Annotated in this window: 21 protein-coding genes and 1 pseudogene; 7 read left to right on the top strand and 15 right to left on the bottom strand. The window is 36.7% G+C overall.

Going from position 1 to position 20,603, the window contains the following annotated elements:
* Window positions 1–16 precede the first annotated feature (16 nt).
* The 12 genes and pseudogenes from pstB to pyrH form a co-directional block, all read right to left on the bottom strand.
* Entirely contained in the window at window positions 17–796 is a 780-nt protein-coding gene (gene pstB, locus HGC4_RS15160; RefSeq protein ID WP_050710981.1) for a phosphate ABC transporter ATP-binding protein PstB, read from the bottom strand.
* Window positions 781–1,659 carry a phosphate ABC transporter permease PstA gene (gene pstA / locus HGC4_RS15155; RefSeq protein WP_050710980.1) on the bottom strand — a complete coding sequence of 293 codons (879 nt, stop codon included), beginning with the start codon at window positions 1,657–1,659 and terminating at the stop codon, window positions 781–783. Before pstA ends, pstB begins: the two co-directional genes overlap by 16 nt.
* Window positions 1,656–2,504 (bottom strand): phosphate ABC transporter permease subunit PstC, encoded by an 849-nt coding sequence (gene pstC / locus HGC4_RS15150; RefSeq protein WP_050710979.1) that lies wholly within the window; start codon window positions 2,502–2,504, stop codon window positions 1,656–1,658. Before pstC ends, pstA begins: the two co-directional genes overlap by 4 nt.
* Before the next feature lie 53 nt (window positions 2,505–2,557).
* On the bottom strand, window positions 2,558–3,628 hold the full coding sequence (gene pstS / locus HGC4_RS15145; RefSeq protein WP_050710978.1) for a phosphate ABC transporter substrate-binding protein PstS: 1,071 nt from the start codon (window positions 3,626–3,628) through the stop codon (window positions 2,558–2,560).
* Window positions 3,629–4,041: 413 nt separating this feature from the next.
* Window positions 4,042–5,328 carry a bifunctional folylpolyglutamate synthase/dihydrofolate synthase gene (locus HGC4_RS15140; protein ID WP_050710977.1) on the bottom strand — a complete coding sequence of 429 codons (1,287 nt, stop codon included), beginning with the start codon at window positions 5,326–5,328 and terminating at the stop codon, window positions 4,042–4,044.
* A 1-nt stretch (window position 5,329) separates the two neighbouring features.
* Window positions 5,330–6,772 (bottom strand): cardiolipin synthase, encoded by a 1,443-nt coding sequence (cls, locus tag HGC4_RS15135; RefSeq protein ID WP_242047185.1) that lies wholly within the window; start codon window positions 6,770–6,772, stop codon window positions 5,330–5,332.
* Window positions 6,769–7,161, bottom strand: a complete 393-nt coding sequence (locus tag HGC4_RS15130; protein WP_050710976.1) for a hypothetical protein — start codon at window positions 7,159–7,161, stop codon at window positions 6,769–6,771. Before HGC4_RS15130 ends, cls begins: the two co-directional genes overlap by 4 nt.
* Before the next feature lie 91 nt (window positions 7,162–7,252).
* A pseudogene (locus HGC4_RS15125) lies at window positions 7,253–7,663 on the bottom strand (DUF2809 domain-containing protein).
* Complete coding sequence (rsgA, locus tag HGC4_RS15120) at window positions 7,644–8,570, bottom strand: ribosome small subunit-dependent GTPase A (RefSeq protein ID WP_050710975.1); 927 nt, start codon at window positions 8,568–8,570, stop codon at window positions 7,644–7,646. The pseudogene HGC4_RS15125 and the gene rsgA overlap by 20 nt, the downstream one beginning before the upstream one ends.
* A gap of 165 nt (window positions 8,571–8,735) precedes the next feature.
* Window positions 8,736–9,980, bottom strand: coding sequence for a DUF1015 domain-containing protein (locus tag HGC4_RS15115; RefSeq protein WP_050710974.1), 1,245 nt, complete (start codon window positions 9,978–9,980; stop codon window positions 8,736–8,738).
* Window positions 9,981–10,211: 231 nt separating this feature from the next.
* Window positions 10,212–10,772, bottom strand: coding sequence for a ribosome recycling factor (gene frr / locus HGC4_RS15110; protein WP_050710973.1), 561 nt, complete (start codon window positions 10,770–10,772; stop codon window positions 10,212–10,214).
* 123 nt (window positions 10,773–10,895) lie between these two features.
* Window positions 10,896–11,606 carry a UMP kinase gene (gene pyrH, locus HGC4_RS15105; RefSeq protein WP_050710972.1) on the bottom strand — a complete coding sequence of 237 codons (711 nt, stop codon included), beginning with the start codon at window positions 11,604–11,606 and terminating at the stop codon, window positions 10,896–10,898.
* Between the two features lie 296 nt (window positions 11,607–11,902).
* Here pyrH and HGC4_RS15100 point away from each other — a divergent pair, with 296 nt between their 5' ends.
* From HGC4_RS15100 to HGC4_RS15085, 4 genes are all read left to right on the top strand, one after another.
* Window positions 11,903–12,268, top strand: coding sequence for a YraN family protein (locus tag HGC4_RS15100; RefSeq protein ID WP_050710971.1), 366 nt, complete (start codon window positions 11,903–11,905; stop codon window positions 12,266–12,268).
* A gap of 63 nt (window positions 12,269–12,331) precedes the next feature.
* Window positions 12,332–12,709 (top strand): MmcQ/YjbR family DNA-binding protein, encoded by a 378-nt coding sequence (locus HGC4_RS15095; RefSeq protein ID WP_050710970.1) that lies wholly within the window; start codon window positions 12,332–12,334, stop codon window positions 12,707–12,709.
* 11 nt (window positions 12,710–12,720) lie between these two features.
* Complete coding sequence (locus HGC4_RS15090) at window positions 12,721–13,101, top strand: MmcQ/YjbR family DNA-binding protein (protein ID WP_050710969.1); 381 nt, start codon at window positions 12,721–12,723, stop codon at window positions 13,099–13,101.
* The gene (locus HGC4_RS15085; protein ID WP_050710968.1) at window positions 13,098–13,829 is read left to right on the top strand and encodes a biotin--[acetyl-CoA-carboxylase] ligase; all 732 of its coding nucleotides are present in this window, start codon (window positions 13,098–13,100) and stop codon (window positions 13,827–13,829) included. The genes HGC4_RS15090 and HGC4_RS15085 overlap by 4 nt, the downstream gene beginning before the upstream one ends.
* A 32-nt stretch (window positions 13,830–13,861) precedes the next feature.
* On the opposite strand, the gene HGC4_RS15080 is transcribed toward HGC4_RS15085, so the two are convergent.
* Together HGC4_RS15080 and HGC4_RS15075 are read right to left on the bottom strand one after the other, a co-directional pair.
* Window positions 13,862–14,533 (bottom strand): DNA alkylation repair protein, encoded by a 672-nt coding sequence (locus HGC4_RS15080; protein ID WP_050710967.1) that lies wholly within the window; start codon window positions 14,531–14,533, stop codon window positions 13,862–13,864.
* 180 nt (window positions 14,534–14,713) lie between these two features.
* Complete coding sequence (locus HGC4_RS15075; RefSeq protein WP_050710966.1) at window positions 14,714–15,016, bottom strand: Dabb family protein; 303 nt, start codon at window positions 15,014–15,016, stop codon at window positions 14,714–14,716.
* Window positions 15,017–15,269: 253 nt separating this feature from the next.
* Here HGC4_RS15075 and pepE point away from each other — a divergent pair, with 253 nt between their 5' ends.
* From pepE to HGC4_RS15060, 3 genes are all read left to right on the top strand, one after another.
* On the top strand, window positions 15,270–15,983 hold the full coding sequence (gene pepE / locus HGC4_RS15070; RefSeq protein WP_050711074.1) for a dipeptidase PepE: 714 nt from the start codon (window positions 15,270–15,272) through the stop codon (window positions 15,981–15,983).
* A 176-nt stretch (window positions 15,984–16,159) separates the two neighbouring features.
* The gene (locus HGC4_RS15065; protein WP_050710965.1) at window positions 16,160–18,235 is read left to right on the top strand and encodes an HD family phosphohydrolase; all 2,076 of its coding nucleotides are present in this window, start codon (window positions 16,160–16,162) and stop codon (window positions 18,233–18,235) included.
* A 28-nt stretch (window positions 18,236–18,263) separates the two neighbouring features.
* Window positions 18,264–18,632: a hypothetical protein gene (locus HGC4_RS15060; RefSeq protein ID WP_050710964.1), complete on the top strand. Its 369-nt coding sequence runs from the start codon at window positions 18,264–18,266 to the stop codon at window positions 18,630–18,632.
* A 73-nt stretch (window positions 18,633–18,705) separates the two neighbouring features.
* Here the strand turns inward: HGC4_RS15060 and HGC4_RS15055 are convergent, their stop codons facing one another.
* Window positions 18,706–20,487: a DUF4091 domain-containing protein gene (locus HGC4_RS15055; protein ID WP_050710963.1), complete on the bottom strand. Its 1,782-nt coding sequence runs from the start codon at window positions 20,485–20,487 to the stop codon at window positions 18,706–18,708.
* Window positions 20,488–20,603 lie beyond the last annotated feature (116 nt).

The raw sequence follows: 20,603 nt of genomic DNA, 5'->3' as shown, positions 1-20,603 counted from the left end.
AATAAGGTCTGCAACCTTATCCGAATACTCCTGTTAAGTAATCTTCGGTGCGTTTATCCTTAGGTTTGGTAAACATTTGTTTTGTTGTACCATATTCTATCAGTTCTCCCAGATACATAAACATCGAATTGTCAGATATACGAGCCGCTTGCGACATATTGTGCGTAACAATTACTATCGTATACTCCTTTTTCAGTTCAAGAATTAGATCTTCAACTCTGTTTGTCGAAATAGGGTCAAGTGCCGATGTAGGTTCGTCCATCAATAATATTTCAGGTTTCAGAGCAATGGCGCGAGCAATACATAAACGTTGTTGCTGTCCTCCCGAAAGGAAACTTCCTTTTTGAGTCATCGAGTCTTTTACCTCATCCCAAAGAGCAACACTCTTTAAACTGTTTTCTACAATTTCGTCCTTTTCAGTTTTGTTGAGTCCAATATTGTTCAGCTTGTATCCTGCCAAAACATTATCATAAATACTCATGGCTGGGAATGGGTTTGGACGTTGGAATACCATACCCGCCAAACGTCTTACGCGCATGGGATTCATATCGAAAATGTTTTCACCTTTGAGCAAAATTTCTCCCGTTGTTTTAATATCAGGATATAATTCGTGCATTCTGTTTATGGCTCTCAGAAGGGTACTCTTTCCACACCCTGAAGGCCCCATAATTGCAGTCACTGTATGCTCCTTAATAGTTGCATTAACGTCTTTTATCGCTTTCTTTTCAGGGTTGTAAGATACCGAAACATCTTTAAGCTCCAGAATATATTTATCGTTATTTATTGAATTTTCCATTTTTTAGCAATGCTTTTAGCAAATATATTTATACCTAATACAACTAACAAAAGTAATAGTGATGAAGACCATACAAGCGGTGCAAGATTGGGGTCGTTGTAAAATTCCCAGATTAGTAAAGATATTGCACTTGTGGGTTCGGTTATATGCCAGTTTACAGTAGATGCTCCCAAAACGGTAACGAGCAGAGGGGCTGTTTCTCCCATAACCCTTGATACTGCGAGCAGCGAACCTGTAAATAATCCTCCAAAAGCCGACGGTACAAGTATTTGTAATACTACGGATGTGTATGAGCCTCCCAATGCTAAACCTGCTTCTTTGAGCGAAGTGGGCAGCATCTTAATACTCTCTTCGGTGGATCGGATAATCATGGGTAACATCATAATAGCAAGTGCAATACTACCGGCAAGTGCCGAATAGCTGTGCATTGGTTTTACTACCCATACATATACTATAATACCTATTACGATAGAAGGAATACCTTGCAAGAGATCGGAAAGGCTTCTTATGAGTTTAGTGAAAGTTTTCTTTTGATTTTCGGCAAGATATATTCCGGTAAGAATCCCTACTGGAATAGCTATAATCATAGCCAATAAAAGAATAAGTAGTGTACCTGTCAGTCCGTTTAATATACCTCCGGGAATAGCCTCGTCGCTTATTTTGGCAAGCATGGCATCCATTGACGAAGGCGATACTTCGGTAAATAAACTTAGATTGAATTGTTTATATCCTTTCTTCACCAGTTCCCACAAGATGAGGAATAGTGGAATCATTGTGATTCCGCAGAAGGTACAAACAGCGTAAAAGAACAATTTACTTTTGAATTGTCTGTATCGGGATGTTGAGAATATTGTCTTTTTCATTTATTTACAAGTTTCAATATATACTTGGCTATAAAGTTAATCGTTGCTGTTATCAGGAATAATAATAATCCGATAGCCATAAGCGAACTTAGCTTCAAGCCATCAGCTTCACCAAATTGGTTGGCTATGATACTCGCCATTGTATTTCCTGTATCCGATATGTGAGTTGGTATGTTATTGGTGTTTCCTATAAGCATCGTTACCGCCATTGTTTCGCCTAATGCTCTACCTAATGCCAATATATATGCGGCAAAGATACCCGATAAAGATACGGGCAAGCTAACCGTTTTTATGACTTCCATTTTGGTAGCACCCAAGCTATAAGCAGCTTCTTTCAGCTCGTTGGGAACCATTGATATAAACTCTGTACTTAGCGATGATGCGTAAGGAATAATCATTATCGCAAGAACAATTGAAGCCAGTAATACGCCAAATCCCTGAGCGCTTACACCCATATCTATAAGAATGGGACGTAAAACATAGAATCCCCATAGACCAAATACAATAGAGGGTATTCCTGCTAGGAGGTCTACTATGGAACTCACTATGGTTGCTATTTTGGTTTGTTTGAAATACTCTCCATTAAACAATGCAATTGATAATGAAAAGGGTATACAAAAAAACAAAGCCAATAGTGCTGTAATAAGTGTACCTGTAATGAAAGGGAGAGCGCCGAAATCGTTATTGACAGAATCCCAATTGGTTGAACTTATAAAGTTGAATAAGCCAAAGGCAGAAAAAGCACTTATGCTCTGGGTGACCAGAGCATAAATAACCCCTGCTGTCAGAACCAAGATAAGGCATGACGCTATGAATAATATTGATTTGAAAATCTTGTCTTTCATTCCGACTAATTAATGTCTTTTTTCTTTCTTTAGGTTGCAGACCTATTTATTATTTAATTCTGAGGTGTAGCAGTAGGTTTAGTAACCTCTATTGCTTGACCATTAAATGTGATTGATCTGATGATAGCTTCTGTTTTTTCTAAAGCTTTAGCAGGTAGGGGAGCGTAGTGAGTTTTCACTGCAATCTCTTGTCCTTCTTTGCTTATAATGTAGTCGAACAATGCCACTAATGCTTTAGCCTGAACTTCGGTTTTCTTGTTGTAGCCTTGATCTTTGTAGGCAATAATCCAAGTAAAAGTACTGATAGGATAAGCTTCAGGATTAGATGAGTTGGTAATGATTTGTCTTGTATCATCGGGAAGGTCAGCTTCGGCTGATGCTGAGATACTCTTATCATTAGCTGCGATAAAGTTGCCAGAACTGTTTTGTAGTGATGCTGATGCAATATTCAGTGCCAATGCATATTCAGAACCGATATATCCGATAGAACCTTCTGTTCCCGAAATAATACCTGCTACACCCGGATTACCTTTTGCTGCAACTCCTACGGGGAATTTCAACGATTTTCCGCTGCCTATTTCGTTTTTCCAAGCTTCGTTGGTTTTAGCCATATATTCAGAAAATACTGAGGTTGTACCACTGCCATCCGAACGATAAACAGCTGTTATTTCTTTGTTTGGGAATGTAATGTTTGGGTTGATAGCTTTGATTTTAGCATCATTCCAGTTTGTAATCTTACCTCTGAAAATATCTGAGATGATTTCAGAATTCAGTTTCAAATCAGTTACTCCTGGCAGGTTGTAAGATAAAACTACCGCGCCAAGTGCTGTTGGTATATGTATTACATCTGATCCCATTTCTTTAAGCTCTGCATCTGATAAAAATACATCAGTTGCTCCAAAGTCCACAGTTTTGTCTTTTAAGCTTCGTATTCCGCCACCACTGCCAATAGCACCGTATGTAACATTGTTACCAGATGATTCTCCAAACTTTTTGAATACTATATTATAAAATGGAGCAGGAAATGTGGCTCCTGCACCCGATAGTTTTGCTGTTTCACCTTTGTTAGAGTTACAGGCTGTCAGCGAGATAGCTGCTGCTAGAATGAATAGTAATTTTTTCATATTTTCGTTTTCTTTAGTTACTTTTATCTGTTGCAATATTAGAGGAGAATTGCAACAATGGTGTCAAGGAAATGTTACGAAATGGTTAAGAATATAGTTAAGATATAAGACCGTGTTATCGCTTTGGCATGTAAAACAACGATATAAAGCTGTAATATGAGAATACATCATTAAATAGTTGTTTGTTTTCCTGCAAACAGAACTCTATATTATTATAAACAGATACTGAGGGGTTTTGTTTCTAATTTATCTGATATTACTATAGTTAAAGGCTATAGTTTATGTGGTAGTTTCCAATAGTAGTCATAAGATTCTCGTTGTAACAAATGTAAATTTGCAACAAAAAATATGCTCCGAGATTTCGGAGCCGTTTTTATCTTATGAAGATTTAATTAAGAGTCAATAAGGTAAGTTTAAAAGCATTCGAAAGCTTCTGCCACAACAAAGTTGCTTCCTCCTATAAATATAAGATCATCGGGGTTGGCATTGGTGAGAGCTGCTTCAACAGCTTCTTTTACAGTGTGAAATGTATTTCCTTTCAGATCAAAAGCCGAACCTTTATCAGCAAGTTCTTTTTCGTCCAATGCACGCGATATTGTTGCTCTTGTGAAGTAATAGATAGCTTCTTTGGGAAGGAGAGCTAATACATGACTAATATCTTTATCGTTTACCATTCCTATAACAATGTGCAGACGGTCGTATTTCTCGGAAAGCAGCTGCTCTGAGACATATTTTATGCCTCCAACATTATGACCTGTATCGCAAATTATTTTAGGGTTAGCTTGTTGGATTATCTGCCATCTGCCCATAAGGCCTGTAATTTCTGTTACCAGCGAAAAGCCTGTGTAAACCGATTGCATAGTGGTGTGGATTCCTCTTTTACGAAGGGCATCAACAGCGCAAAGTACAGTTGCCGCATTTTTGATCTGAGGTAAACCACCCAATTCGCCTTTCAGATTAGGGTAAGCATTTGTCTGGAACAGCCACGAGCCGTTGTCCAATTTATCGGCTGCATATATCAGATTCTCATCTTCTGCAAATATAATAGGAGCATCAACCGATTGGGCTTTCGATTCAAATATTTTGCGTACCTCTCCTTCGGCTTCGCCTATAACTACGGGAATATGGGGTTTTATAATACCTGCTTTTTCATAGGCTATCTTTTCGAGTGTATCTCCTAAAAATTGAGTATGATCAAGACTTATATTGGTGATAACCGATAGCTCGGGAGTTATAATATTTGTACTGTCTAAGCGTCCGCCAAGACCTACTTCAATTATAGCAATATCTACTTCTTGCTCTGCAAAATAGCAGAAAGACATCATCATCGTCAGTTCGAAAAACGAAGGGTGTATAGGCTCGAAATGTTTCTTGTGATTAGCTACAAAATCGACTACGTATTGTTCCGATATTTTCTTGCCATTTACACGTATTCGTTCTCTGAAATCTACCAGATGAGGCGACGTATAGAGTCCTACCTTATGTCCTGCTTGTTGAAGTATAGACGCAAGCAAGTGCGATGTCGAGCCTTTACCATTAGTACCTCCAACGTGTATTGTTTTATACTTTTTATGAGGATGGTTAAAGTATTTGTCTAATGACAAACTATTGTCTAAGCCTTCCTTGTAAGCGCTTCCGCCAACATGCTGATAAACGGGTAACTGGCTATATAGATATTCTAGAGTTTCTTGATAGTTCATTTTATAAGAGAGGTGTAAATAGTCTGAAAATTGATTCGAAGAATCGTCTGTGTCTAGGTCTTTTGTCCCACTCTTCGGGGTCGACTAGCTCAGAAGATTCCATATCATCCAGAAATATATTTTTAGCAGTCAATGCAGTATCTTGGTTGTAGATAAAGGCATCAATCTCAAAATTATGTTCAAAGCTTCTCACATCCATATTTGCCGATCCGGTTATGGTGAGGGCATCATCTATAACTATCATCTTAGAGTGAATGAATCCTCCTGTAAAGAAATAAATCTTAACCTTGGTGTCTAAAAAGTTCTTGATAAACGATTGGGATGCGATATTCACAAATGTAGTATCTGATTTTTTAGGTATCATAATCCGTACATCTACACCACTCATAGCAGCCGTTTGTATGGCCAACATAATGGCATCGGTAGGTATCAGATACGGAGTTTGTATATAAACATATTCCTTTGCATTGGTTATTGCCTGAAATATGCCTTGATGTATCTCTTTAAATTCTCCAACGGGACCACTTGTTGCAATCTGCATCAGATTATCACCTTTAGCAGAGAGGGGCGGGAAGTATTTATTAGCTACCAAAAATTCAGAACGAGAGGCATACCAGTCTATAACAAAAGAGGTTTGTAGGGCATGCACCGCTTTCCCTTCGAGTTTAAAGTGGCTGTCTCGCCATACTCCACCCTTAACACCATTGATGTATCGGTCAGCAATATTCATTCCTCCCATGAAACCGACTTCGCCATCAATAACCACAACTTTACGGTGATTACGATAGTTTACACGGCTGGTTAATAAGGGGAATGCAACTTTAAGGAATGGGGTAACTTGTATTCCTGCTTTTGCCATCTCTTTATAGAATTTTCTTTTGGCAGTCCAAGAGCCTACGTCGTCGTATAAGACTCTAACTTCGACACCCTCTTGTGCTTTTTCTATCAAAAGACTCTTCACCTGATTGCCAATAACATCATCCATAAAGATGTAATATTGGAGATGGATGTATTTCTTCGCCTTTCTTATTTCTTCGAAAAGGGCGTCAAATTTATCAATACCATTTGTATAAAAGGTAATCTTGTTGCCTCCGTAAAGTGGTGTGTCTTTTTGTTTGTTGAGCAGATTGATTAATCCTTTGTACTCTATGGGTGGATTTAGAGTCTCTAGTAATTCTATTCGTTCTAGAGTTTTTCGGTTTATCTTTTTGTGCATCTTACGAGAGATCAACCTTTGTTTACGGTGATCTTCTCCAAAGAAGTAATAAAAAATAAGTCCGACCAAAGGCAGCAGAAGAAGCACTAATACCCATGCTATTGTTTTTAATGGATTTCTATTCTCGGAAATAACAACTATTACTACTCCTATTGCTGTAAGTACATATAGCAATTGGAATACTAAAATGAAGTTATTTGCCGAAAAGATTTCCATTATATTATTCATACATCGAGTAGTCTAAGTATATCTTCTTTTAAGATAGTTCTGTTCCACGAATATGTTTTGTCTGTAGCTTCGATATACTCTACCAGGTCGAGAGCTATATGCAGTTGATACACTTCCTTTATATCACTTATTTCGTACTTAGTTAGCAAGAGTTTGGCGTATTGCTCAATCAGGTCGTTGTCGCCTATTTTTATAATAATAGTCTCTGCCGAATCTTCTTGGCTGATGTTGAAATCATTATCAAAAAGAGTAAAGCATTCACGCAGAATCTGTTTTTTCTCGGTAGTGACAGATTCTAAATTCTTATCCTGATTTATCAGTTCGTGTAGCTTGCTGAAAAAGTCTTCGATAAGTCGTTGTAAATAATCTTTTTTTCTTTGCTGAATCATGTAAGTAATTTCAACTGTTTAGTGCTATTTTTGATAACGATAACTAACTGTTTTTATTAGACTAACCTTATCAATAAAAAGGTCAGTGCTCTTATTGTGTGATTGCTTTCATTTCTTTTCTATCTAAAAATAGACAGATAATTGCTCCTAATGTATAGCAAAGCATATCGCCCCAACTAAATGACGAACCTATTACGATTCGCATAATTCGATTGTCCTACATATTTAAAACTTCAACTAAGTTGAAATATTGTCCAATTTCTACAGCGTATGCAAAGAATAAAACTCCGATAGCCAAAGGTAAGGGATTCATCTTTACAAAGGTCTTGAAAAAATAGTACATCAAAATAACAACTAGTACATCGCCTCCATAGGGTCGGATAATACTATCTTTTACAAATAAAGCTATAATAACCTCAATAACAAATATAAGTAAAAAACATAAAAAAGATTTAAGATCGAATCTAAATTTTATAGCGACCTTACTTTCTGTATTTGTCATTGGTTTCGTCTTCTAAAATATTGATATATGATTTATATCTGGTTTCGCTTATATAATGATTCTCTACGGCTTCTCTAACAGCGCATCCCGGTTCATTGGTGTGCATGCAATTGTTGAAGCGGCAATTGTGCGAGAATTTAAATATCTCGGGGAAGTAGTGGCTTATTTCTTCGGGACTCATATCTACCGTTCCGAAGCCTTTAATGCCAGGAGTATCTATAATGAAGCCTCCTTGTGGTAGTTCGAGCATTTCGGAGAACGTCGTTGTATGCATTCCCTTTCCGTGATAATTAGAAATATCACCTGTCCGCAAAGTAGCATTGGGCACTATGGCATTGATAAGAGTTGATTTTCCGACTCCCGAATGTCCTGAGAATAAAGTTATCTGGTCTTTTAGCTTATCATTCAGAATATCTAGTCCGGTGCTGTTTCTTGCTGAAATTTTGAAGCATGGATAACCTATATACTCATATAAGTTTATCAGCGCTTCCATATATTCTATTTCCTCTTCATCACAAATGTCTATCTTGTTGAATAGTAGATTGACTGGAATACGATATGCTTCGGCTGAGGCTAGAAAACGATCTATAAAGACTGTCGTAGTCACAGGCTTTGAAACGGTGACAATGAGAAAGCACAGATCGAGATTAGAAGCTATGATATGAGATTGCTTCGATAGGTTAGACGATCGTCTGATGATGTAGTTCTTACGGGCTTCAATTTCAGTAATAACGCCAGTATTATCTTCGTTCATTACAATAGATACTCTGTCTCCTACCGTTATAGGGTTGGTACTTCTGATATCTTTAAGCCTAAAACTGCCTCTTATTTTGCACTCAACATCTTTGTTCTCATCTGTTCGTACAAGATACCAACTTCCTGTATTTTTTATAACCAATCCTCTCATCAAGCTTTTTTCATTGTTTTCTAATTCTTAAGGTCTTATACCTTTTTGATATTAATTAATTTTCCGTAGGTGTATAACGCTATACCTCTACTTTTCTTTCGTCTGTAAAGGTATAAATTAAGTGCTAATAATGATTTATTCTTGTGCGATTTAAGAATGCATACCTCAATTTAGCTTGTGAATAACTAATCCTGATCGAAGCTTTGGCTCAAACCATGTAGTTTTTGGGGGCATAATATTGTTTGAATCTGAGATTCTCATCAATTGCTCCATAGTAACAGGATGGAGAACTATTGCCAGAGCCATTTCTCCACTGTCTACACGTTGCTTCAATTCATTTAAGCCTCTTATCCCTCCAACAAAATCAATTCTCTTGTCGGTGCGCAAATCTTCGATACCAAGAATGTCATCGAGAATATATTTAGATGAAATGGTTACATCAAGTACATCTATAGGATCATCATCGTTATAAGTATTTTCTTTAGCAGTTAAACTATAGCATTTGTGGTCTACATAAATAGAGAAGTTGTGTAATCCTGTTGGGCGGATTATATCCGATCCTTTTTCTTCAATTACGAAAGAGGCTTCTAGCTTTTTTAGAAACTCAGAGGGAGTTAGTCCATTGAGGTCTTTTACCAAACGATTATAATCAATAATGTTGAGCTGGCTTGCCGAAAAACATACCGCCATAAAGTAATTATACTCTTCGCTTCCTGTGTGATTGGGGTTCTTCTTAGCCTTTTCAGCACATACTAATGCGGCGGCTGCCGATCGGTGATGCCCATCTGCAATATATAAATAGGGTATTCGAGCAAAGAGATCGGTTATATTATTTATATCCTTTTTATCATTTATTATCCAGAAATGATGCCCTACATTATCGGGAGTCGTAAAATCATATTCGGCAGGCGATGCTATAACTCGCTTTATGATTATATTTAATTCTTCATTGTCAGGGTATGCAAAGAAAACAGGCTCTATATTAGCATCATTCACACTAACATGTAACATGCGATCTTCTTCTTTGTCTTTTCGGGTCAGTTCGTGCTTCTTTATTTTCCCCGTCATGTAATCGTCAACATGAGAGCAAACTACTAAACCGTACTGAGTTTTTCCATTCATTGTTTGAGCGTATACATAGTAATTTTCCTGCTCATCTTGTACAAGCCATCCTCTTTCCTGAAATTTGTGAAAGTTTTTCACAGCACGCTCATAGACCTCGGGGTGATGCTCGTCTATTTCTGTTTCAAAATCAATTTCGGGTTTAATTATTCGGTACAACGACTTTTCGTTACCTTCTGCTTCAAGTCTGGCTTCAAGAGAATTCAATACATCATAGGGGCGTGATGCTACTTCTTTGATGATGCTTTTAGGAGGGCGTAAGCCTTTAAATGGTTTAATTGTAGCCATAAGAGATGTGTTTTAAGTGGAATGGATAAAAGGTTTCTTTATTTCATGTAAGCGTATTAAGTTGATCTAAATTATTTAAGGATATATTTTAGAATACCCTTTGGCTGTTACTGTTTTTAATAAGGTATGACAATTTGATAAAGTGTGTAAGATAGCAAAAGAGTAAAGAATAAAGAGCTTTACACCTCTAAATTCTTTACTCCCTATTTCTTTTTAAGAAAAGACTGATACTTATACAGTCATAATCTCTTTTTCCTTAGCAGCAAACAAGTCATCTATTTGTTTGATATACTTGTCGTGAATTTTTTGAATAGAAGCTTCGGCATCTTTAGCAACGTCTTCGGGAGTACCTTCTTTTACTGATTTCTTTGCAGCATCTATAACATCGCGACGAGCATTACGAACGCTTATTTTAGCATCTTCGGCTTCTTGTTTCGATTGTTTTACGAGTGCTTTACGGCGTTCTTCGGTAAGAGGAGGAATAGATAAACGAATCATCTCTCCATTGTTATCAGGGTTTAATCCAAGATCGGAGTTGATAATAGCTTTTTCTATTTCGCTTAACATATTTTTTTCCCAAGGTTGGATAACGATAGTTCTAGCATCAGGAGTATTAACAGAAGCAACACCTGTAAGAGGAGTAATGTTTCCGTAATAGTCTAATTTGATACCATCCAAAATACGAGGATTTGCTTTTCCTGCACGTATGTGAGCCAAAGTTTCTTCTAAAAACTCAATTGTTGATTGCATTTTGGCTTCAGCTTTCTTTTCGAAGTCTTTAATGTCTGTCATTTGTTGTGAAAATTACAAATATGTTTATTCTTTCTATTTATTAAATATGGTTGTATGGAGCGTATCATTAGCAGCTTATCTGCTTATTATATCAAGCGAAGCCATAAAAAAGTCTGCAACCTCTTATGCGTGAACGTAAGTACCAATGTTTTCGCCTCTCATCACCTTCGCCAGATTGCCAACAGTGTCCATATCGAAAACAACGATCGGAAGATTGTTTTCTTTACACATCGTAGTTGCAGTTAAGTCCATAACCTTAAGCCCTTTGTTGTATACATCGTCGTAAGATATATTCTCAAATTTGGTTGCAGTAGGGTCTTTTTCAGGATCGGCGGTATAAATACCATCTACACGAGTACCCTTTAGCATAACATCGGCTTCTATCTCAATACCTCGAAGTGCCGAACCTGTATCGGTCGTGAAGAATGGATTGCCCGTTCCGCATGAGATAACAACAACTTCGCCGTTCTCCAATGCTTCTATAGCTTTCCATTTAGAATACAACTCGCCAATAGGTTCCATTCGTATGGCTGTCAATACACGAGATTTCTGTCCGATAGCAGTCAAAGCCGAACTGAGTCCCAAGCTATTGATTACAGTTGCCAGCATACCCATCTGGTCGCCTTTTACGCGGTCATATCCTTTCGATGCACCACTCAGTCCGCGAAAAATATTTCCACCTCCGATAACTATTCCGACCTGCACACCCATTTCTGCAATTTCTTTAATTTGGGTTGCATATTCCGACAAACGTTTTTCGTCGATGCCATATTGTTTATCTCCCATGAGAGATTCGCCGCTAAGTTTGAGTAGTACTCGCTTATATTTTGCCATTTATTAAGTAGATAAAAGTATTTAGTGATACATCTTAGGGTAATAACAGACTATATCTGTTATACTTGCCAAAATATTAAATAGGTACAAGACCTTAAATATTTATACAATAATAAATACAAAACTAAATAATTTTTGTTACAATCAAGCCAATGTGAATATCAAAGCTGCTAATTATTATAAAAATAACAATTTGTTACGAGCCTCAATTAGAAGAATTCTTTTAGAAGGTTATTAATAAAGAAGAGTATAAATCATATATTTGTAATACTTAATAACCAAACTAATCTAAGAAGATGGCAGAACACAACGATCTGGGGAAAAAAGGTGAAGATCTTGCCGAAGACTATCTTCGTAAGAATGGTTATCAGATTATAGAACGTAATTGGGGTGTCGGGAAATATGAAATAGATATAATTGCATCTAACACCGAATTTATTGTTTTTGTGGAAGTAAAAACCCGAACATCCAATCACTGGGGAAATCCGGAAGAGGCTGTGTCGAAAACAAAAATCAAACGAATAGTGGAGGCTGCCGATTTTTATCTTAAAGAACATAATATCGAAACTCCTGCCCGATTTGATGTAATAGCTATCGTTATAAATAAGAAAACGCAGGAAATAGATCATATAGAAGATGCTTTTTTTGCACCGGTAAATTGAGCTACGAGAGTTTATTATAGTTGAGAATAGGATTAAATAAATACTTAGCATTACTTAAGTGATATGAATATAGAAGATGTAAGAGAATATTGCCTTTCGGTAAAAGGAGCGGAAGAATGTTTTCCTTTTGATGAAACTACAATTGTATTTAAGGTAATGGGTAAAATGTTTGCCTATATGGGGCTAGAAAGGCGCGATGATGGGTTTCTGTTAAACCTGAAATGTGATCCCGAAAAGGCAATAGAACTTAGAGAAAAATATGAGTGTGTTATTCCCGGTTATCATTCCAATAAGAAATATTGGAACTCTATTTTTATTGAGCAAAATATGCCGGATGACGAACTTAAATATTGGGTAAATCATTCAGTAGAAGAAGTCATTAAAAAACTACCCAAGAAACAACAGGCAGAATATGCTGAAATGAAGTCGGACTCTCTATAAAAAGAAACTCTATGAATATTGAAGACCTGAGAGAGTTCTGTATGTCTGTAAAAGGAGCGAGTGAATCGTTTCCATTCTTTGATGATAGAATATTGGTATTTAAAGTAATGGATAAAATGTTTGCTTATGTGAATATCGAACCTAAAGATGCAATGTTCAGAGTGAGTATGAAGTGTTATCCCGAAAGGTCGGTAGAGTTGAGAGAAAAATATGAAGGCGTTGTAAATGGTCAGCATACTAAAACCTTAACATGGAACTCTATTTATCTGGAGAGTGATGTTCCAGATGATTTAATAAAAGAGCTTATTATGCATTCGGTAGAAGAAGTAATCAAGAAATTGCCTAAAAAAAGACAAGCGGAATATGCTGTTATGGAGGATCGAAATATATGAAGAAGCCATTGTTTATTCATTTGGAAGAAGTAACATCTACCAATTCTTATCTGAAAAACCTCAGTGATGTAAAGTCTTTGGGAGATGGAACATCTGTATATGTTGATTTTCAAAGTGCTGGGCGAGGTCAAAGAGGCAATTCGTGGGAGTCGGCAAAAGGCGAGAACCTCATGTTCAGTACTATCTTATATCCCAAGGGACTAAAAGCCGATCGTCCGTTTATTATATCTCAAATTATATCTCTTGCAATAAAAGATGTGTTGGATAACTATACCTTGGGTATCTCTATCAAATGGCCGAATGATATTTATTGGAACGAGAAGAAGATAACGGGTATTCTTATCGAAAACGATATTATGGGAGACGAAGTCAACCGAATGATTATAGGGGTAGGGCTTAATCTTAATCAAGATACTTTTACGAGTAACGCCCCTAATCCTGTATCGTTGAAACAGATTACGGGCGATTCATATAATGTAGAGGATATACTGACTCAAATAATAGAGCGTCTGCTTTTTTACTATGCAAAACTAGACTCTCCGGAAATAATAAAAGCTGAATATAAAGCCTCTTTATTCAGAAAAGAGGGGTTTCATCTATTTACTGACAATGAGGCAACTTTTCTTGCCCAGATTCACGATGTTGAAGATTCAGGCTTATTAGTCTTAAAACTCGAATCGGGTATGATCCGAAAATTCGCCTTTAAAGAAATCAAATATATTCTCTAAAGTATTTCTTTTAGAATTATTTATCTCTTCAATTAATTATCGTAGAAAAATTCGAACTCAAAAGAAAGGCTGTCATAAATTTCTTTTAGTAACGGATCTTCCGAATCTTTGAATATTGTCACCTTTTCTAAAATTTTCTCAGCCAATGTGGGGGAGAACTTACCTGCATTTTTCAGAAACAAAACGGCGGCATTGCGTAGAGATACGTTTTCGGAAACAATATCTTTCCATATATACTGAAATGTATCTATTTCTATCGTTCCTGCAAATTTTTTCGCGAGAAAAAGTCTTACAATAAGCCAATATCCTGTTGCTCGTACATTCTCATCCTCTTCGTTTATCCACTCTAAAGCTATTTGATCAGAAAAGTCGAGAACCTGAAAAAGATTTACACAAACCTGTTCCCTTATTTCCTGATTAGGAACTTGCGACCCCCACTCATTAGCCGTTTCTTTTGAAAACTGATCAGTAGGGTATAACAATGTTGCCAATATCTTTAATTCACGAGTTCCGTCTAACCAAAGAGTTTCAGCCAGATCTTTATCCGATTCATAACGAGAGGCAATCTCTTTAATCTTTTGTATCGATACGCCAAAATTGAGCTTGTAATTAAGCCCATAACCTCTCATACTCGCAGAAGCAACACCATTCATTGCCATTCGGCATCGCTTGCGAATATCTTTTATAATTTTTTCCTGCATCATTTTAGTAACTGAAAGTATGTAAGTAATGCTAATACTTAATGCAATGTTCTATCACCCTAACTATTTCTAGTTGTGTGCATGGCAAAGCAGTAAATAAGGCTTGCAACCTTAATTCCGTATTACAAGAGTGTAACCGGCAGTTGATGTATATTTAGATAGAGCACAAATAGATATGTGTTCTTAAATCTCGTAGTCAACAGCTACTCGGCTATTTACGGCTTCTTTTACAAAAGGTAATACAGCTTGGTGCAATGGGTGATTTTGATAAACGTCCAATGCTTCCTTAGATGCCACTTCGGAATAAAGAGCTACATCGTAATTAGCAGCCGAATCAAGAAAATTGATACCTACTTCAACTTTAAGCAGACCATCTATTTTTCCGTTAAGAGCTTCTAGTTTTTCTTTGATTAGCAAAGCGTTTGTAGCCTTATCATTTCCATGAGCTTCTTCTTTGAGCTTCCAGAACACAATATGTTTAACCATGGTGTAATTGTTTTTTTGAAAGTATTGGATGCACAATGTTTAGAATTAAATAATGCAACATTAAATACTTACTTGTTATTTATTCGTAAGCAAATATATAGAAAAAATCACTATTAAGAGTAGCCTTTCTGACGAGTTTTAAGACCCAATGATCTCTAAAATAGGAATACTTATCTAAACTTTGTTTTGCAATATGCACTGCATCAATCATATTATACTTAAATTTGTATAGAAATTACCAATAATTAGAATGATGAAATTATTATTACTGAGCAATTCAACTAATCCGGGTGAGTCGTATTTAGGTTATCCTAAACAAACAATAAAATCTTTTTTAGGAGATAAACCCCTCAATATAGTGTTTATACCTTATGCAGCAGTAACTTTTTCGTATGACGAATATGCGGGAAAAGTAAACGATAGCTTGCAGGAAGTAGGTATTCAGGTAAAAGGAATACATACATTTGTAGACCCCAAAGAAGCTATACGCACAGCAGATGCTATAATGATTGGTGGTGGTAATACTTGGAAATTGACCCGAACTCTTCAAGAAAACGATTTAATAGATCTTATTCGCGAGAAAGTAAATACAGGTACACCTTATATTGGATGGAGTGCAGGTTCTAATGTGGCATGCCCAACATTGAGAACTACAAATGATATGCCTATTGTGGCTCCTTTGAGTTTCGAAACACTCAATTTAGTTCCTTTTCAGTTGAACCCACATTATCTGGATGCTCATCCTGATAATCATGGTGGAGAAACCAGAGAAATGAGAATAAATGAATTTGTGATCGAAAATCCAGATGTTTATGTAGTGGGTCTGAGAGAATCAACTATTCTGCATTTTGAGAATGGAAAATTGTCGTTGATTGGAGATCGCTCTGCACGTATATTTAAATTCGGAAAAGAGCCATGCGAATTGACTTCTAACGATGATTTCAATTTCTTGGTGAATTTGAACTAAAGTCATTGCTCAATAGTTAATATATTGAGTAACACTAAACTGTTTTAGTGCCATGTTGTTATTGTAGAGACAATCTTTTCGATGTGTGTTTATCATTGGATTGATCAGATTTAAACTCTTCTTCCGACAAATACTATTAAACAAGTAAAGAGGTCTGCGACCTTAATTATATAACTATGGGATATTTAAATAAGAAAATAAAAATACCAACCCCTACCTTTTTTATATTTGCGATTATTCTGATAGCTTACTTTGCTCCGCGTGAGACTACTGTAAGTTACAATGAAAGCGAAGGTAAGCCTTGGCGGTATGGACTTGTGACAGCCCCTATGGACTTTCCTATCTATAAGCCAGAAGCGCAGTTAGAGCAGGAAAGGGATAGTATTTTAAAGGAATATATCCCTTATTATAGCTTGGATAAATTCAGATCGGAACGGGCAATAACTCTCTTCACGAATGATGCTCAGGCAGCTGAAATTCCTAAAGGATATATTCAGTATGTACAGCGAAAAATGCACGAAATTTATCAGGCAGGATTAATTGCTGCTACTGATTATGATAAGATAGAGGAAAGCTCCTTGAAACAGCTTTACCTAATTAATGGGGATAATGTGGCTTCTATCCGGAATATCAATTCATTCTATACTTCGAAGCTTGCTTATGAGAAGTTGATAAATGATCTGCCCGAAAATTTGCAATTGTATGTTATTCAGTCTCTCAACTTGAATAATTACTTGTACGATAATATAATCTTAGATAGCGAACTGTCGAAGAAAGCAAAAGATGAGTTATTGATGAGGGTTCCTTTTGCGGAGGGGAATGTTTTAGCAGGACAAAAAATTATCGATAGAGGAGAAATTGTAACTGCAAAAACAGTACATATACTCAACTCTTTACAGAAAATAACCGAACAAAAGGAAGGGTCGGGTACGCGTAAAAATTGGATGATAGTAGGGGATATTATTTTGATAACTGCCCTTATTATGGCATTTATGACTTACTTGATATTTTTCCGTCCGAGAGAATATTATGACCGTCGCAATGTCGTCTTCATGCTGATGATGATTGTTGTACTGTGTGTACTTACAGGACTGTTTGTAAAGTTGGGATTCAATGTCTATATAATCCCTTATGCTATGGCAACGGTTATGGTACGTACGTTTATCGATTCTCGTACAGCCATGCTTACGCATCTTATAACCGCTATAATCTGCTCGCTGATGGTGCCGTTTCCTCAGGAGTTTCTTCTGTTACAGATACCCGTAGGCTTTATGTGTATCTTTAGTTTGAAAGATTTGTCGGAAAGATCTCAACTTATAAAATCGTCATTCTTTATCTTACTTACCTATACATCTCTTTATATTGGTGTAACATTGGCTCTGAAAGGCGATATCAAACAGATTGACCCTTTGATGTTCCTTTATTTTGCGATCAACTTTATGTTCGTAATGTTTGCATATCTATTGGTGTATATGTGCGAAAAGGTGTTCGGTTTTATATCGGGAGTGAGTATGATCGAATTATCGAATATCAACAAACCTTTATTACAGCAACTGTCGGAGGTTGCACCGGGTACATTCCAACACTCGATGCAGGTCTCTAATTTGGCGGCAGCGGTAGCTACACGTATTGGAGCAAATGCACCGCTGGTTCGTACCGGAGCATTATACCATGATATTGGAAAGATGACTAACCCTGCTTATTTTACCGAAAATCAGATTCCGGGAATGAATCCTCATGTAGGCCTTTCATATAAAGAAAGTGCACGCATAATTATAAACCATGTACCCGAAGGAATTAAGATTGCTCGAAAATACAATCTACCTCAACAGATTATCGACTTTATAGCTACTCATCATGGAACGGGAAAAGTGAAATATTTCTACAATTCTTATAAAAATGAGCATGCAGATGAGGTTGTAGATGAGGCTGACTTTTCGTATCCGGGTCCAAATCCGTTTACAAAAGAAACAGCGATTCTTATGATGGCAGATACAGTAGAAGCTGCATCGAGAAGCTTAAAAGAATATACGGAAGAATCTATATCTCAATTGGTAAATAAGCTAATTGATACTCAAATGCATGACGGATTACTGAGGAATGCACCTATTACCTTTAGAGATATTGAGATTGCAAAGAATATATTCAAAGAGAAGTTGATGACTATATACCATTCTCGTATTGCCTATCCAGAATTATCGAAGGAGGCAGAAAAGAACATAGAAGAGGCAGAAGAAAAAGCTTCGATATAAAATTAAACACACTAAATTTTCTGAAAAAATGGATATACCAAAACCTTTAAGGGTTGTAAGTATTGTATTGATAGTATTAGGTATTATAAGAATAGTTGCGGGAATATTGGGGCTTATAGGATTGCAAGCTTTTCTTACTGAAAATCCTAATTTGATTACTCAGGTGATAATTGAAAATTTTGTGGCAGGTCCGCTAATCTTGATATCAGGATTGTTATTATTGAAAGGTAAAGCAATCGGCCGAATCCTTTTAATTGTAGCAGTAGTTGCTTCATGGATTGCTAGTTTTGTAATTTCCAAAGAATATAGTGTTGGTACTTTGATTATATTCAGTGCCATAATTGCTATTCTATTCTTAGAAGATAAGATCAAGCAGTATTTTGCAGAAAAAGCTTAAACAAATTTGTTCTAAAATAAAAAGAGGCGATGTTTGATTTCAAACATCGCCTCTTTTCTATTTCTCGTTCTCTTTACTTAGAGATTTCGTTAATCGTCATCTTCGCTTTTTTCAACATATCATTAATAGGCTCTGTTGGTTCAATTGTATTGAATTTAGCAACTTCGGCATTCAGTTTTTCTAACTTGCTTAAAGATTCGGGAGTGTTGGCTTTCTTCAAGTCTTCTCTTAGAATGCGAATCTTTTCAAAATCTTGGATACCTTCTATCAAACGTTCGAAGCGTATAGAGCTGCGTGCCTCAGGATATACAATATATGTATCACCGGCTGGCCATGTTTTGAATCGAGAGTCGGTTAATGGGTTCTCTACCCATGAGTTGTATGCCCAACGCAAGAAGCCATCGAAATCGGCAGCAATAGCATACCAACTGGCATAAACAGACTCTGCTGAGTTGGAGAATGTAAACATATTGGGGAATTTGTCAGAACAGCAAACGTAATACGTGGTTATCAAACCTTTTTCGCGACGCATAGCTATGTCAGCCGAATCTACTTTTGCACCGGCAGCTACACACATATCTTTTATGAATGGGTATTTTTTATAGCTTTTATGATTATCAGCTAATGATATTCCTAACTCGGGTGCTACTTTTTGTAGAAGGTCTACTGTTGCTTTCATAGCTTCGGGCGAACGCTCGTCCATAGCAATATTAGTTATCTCTAACCAGCCCTTTTCTTTCAGATGTTTGGTGAAATCGGTTAAAAACGGAGTCCACATATCAGCGAATATTTTTGTTCCCGGATCAGCCTTCACGTTTATAATCTCTTTAGAGGCAGCATCAGTATAATGTATCTCGTTATTCCAAGGAATCATAGAGTAACAATTGATCATTTTATTGATTCCTAAATCCATCATTAGTTGTACCCACTTGTCGAATATGGTATAGTCATAAGACCATGTTCCATCTGTGTTTTTAGTCCATATAATCATATCTGCATATGGGTCGAAGCATTGGTTGTTCCAAGGTTCTTTGTTGATGTTTGCAGTAATTACCTTCTGTCCTGCATCGGCAAGCATTTTCATCTGAGGTTTAAGAGCTTCAAAGTGTTTGTCGCTCCACATTTCTAGGTTCTGAACACGAGCCACAGCCGAAGGATGTTGCCACAAATCAAGGTGATAAGTCCATTGGGAAGGAGAAGGCAAAGTGCGGTCTTGAACCTCTATGCTTATCTCAAATTCCTGAGTCTTTTGATCTCTTGCATAAACTTTAAGCTTACCATTATAAGTTCCTGCTGTTGCCGATTGAGGAATGTTTATACTAAGCCATACTGGGCGTACCGTTTTAGCTTCGATGTTAAAGCACTCCAAATTATCGAGCATATCGGCAGCTAGTGACGAAGGAAAATCCTCGGGTTTACGATAGCCGCAACCCGGTTCGAATATGTCGGTCATAACATAACGAACAAATCTGGCTTGAGCTATATCAGAAGATAGTTTTCCGTTGGGAGAAGTAAAATCGCTGAATTCGCATTCTACTTGTTGAATATCTTCAGCACTCCAAAGCAATAGTTGTCCCGAAAGTTTTTCACCTTTCCATCCGGTTACCGTATATGATTGACTATTTGTAATTTCGGGCATTACCGATCTAGGGTATTTATTATCTATGCTGACAAAAGAAGCATTCAGTCCCGGAGGTGTCTGGCTCCAGTTCGACAGAGTATCTGCTGTCGGATCAGCCATTTCAGCAAAAGTGTCACACGTTTTTATGGGTCTTTTCTGTTCACAACTTGCAGATATTCCGCAAAGTATTATTAGGCAGATTAAGTTTCTTGCCAAAATCAAGTTTTTTTTCATAGCATCTAAAAAGATTGGTTATTATAGTATTTCGTAATAAACTGTCTTACAACAATAAGGTATAAATGTACTAAATAGTCATTAGTAAATAAAATAAAATATAGTTAATGGTTGCC

This window comes from Dysgonomonas sp. HGC4, from assembly GCF_001261715.1.
Classification (GTDB): Bacteria; Bacteroidota; Bacteroidia; order Bacteroidales; family Dysgonomonadaceae; genus Dysgonomonas_A.
The sequence above is the reverse complement of the archived record's forward strand: the minus strand, read 5'-3'. Positions and strand labels throughout refer to the sequence as shown.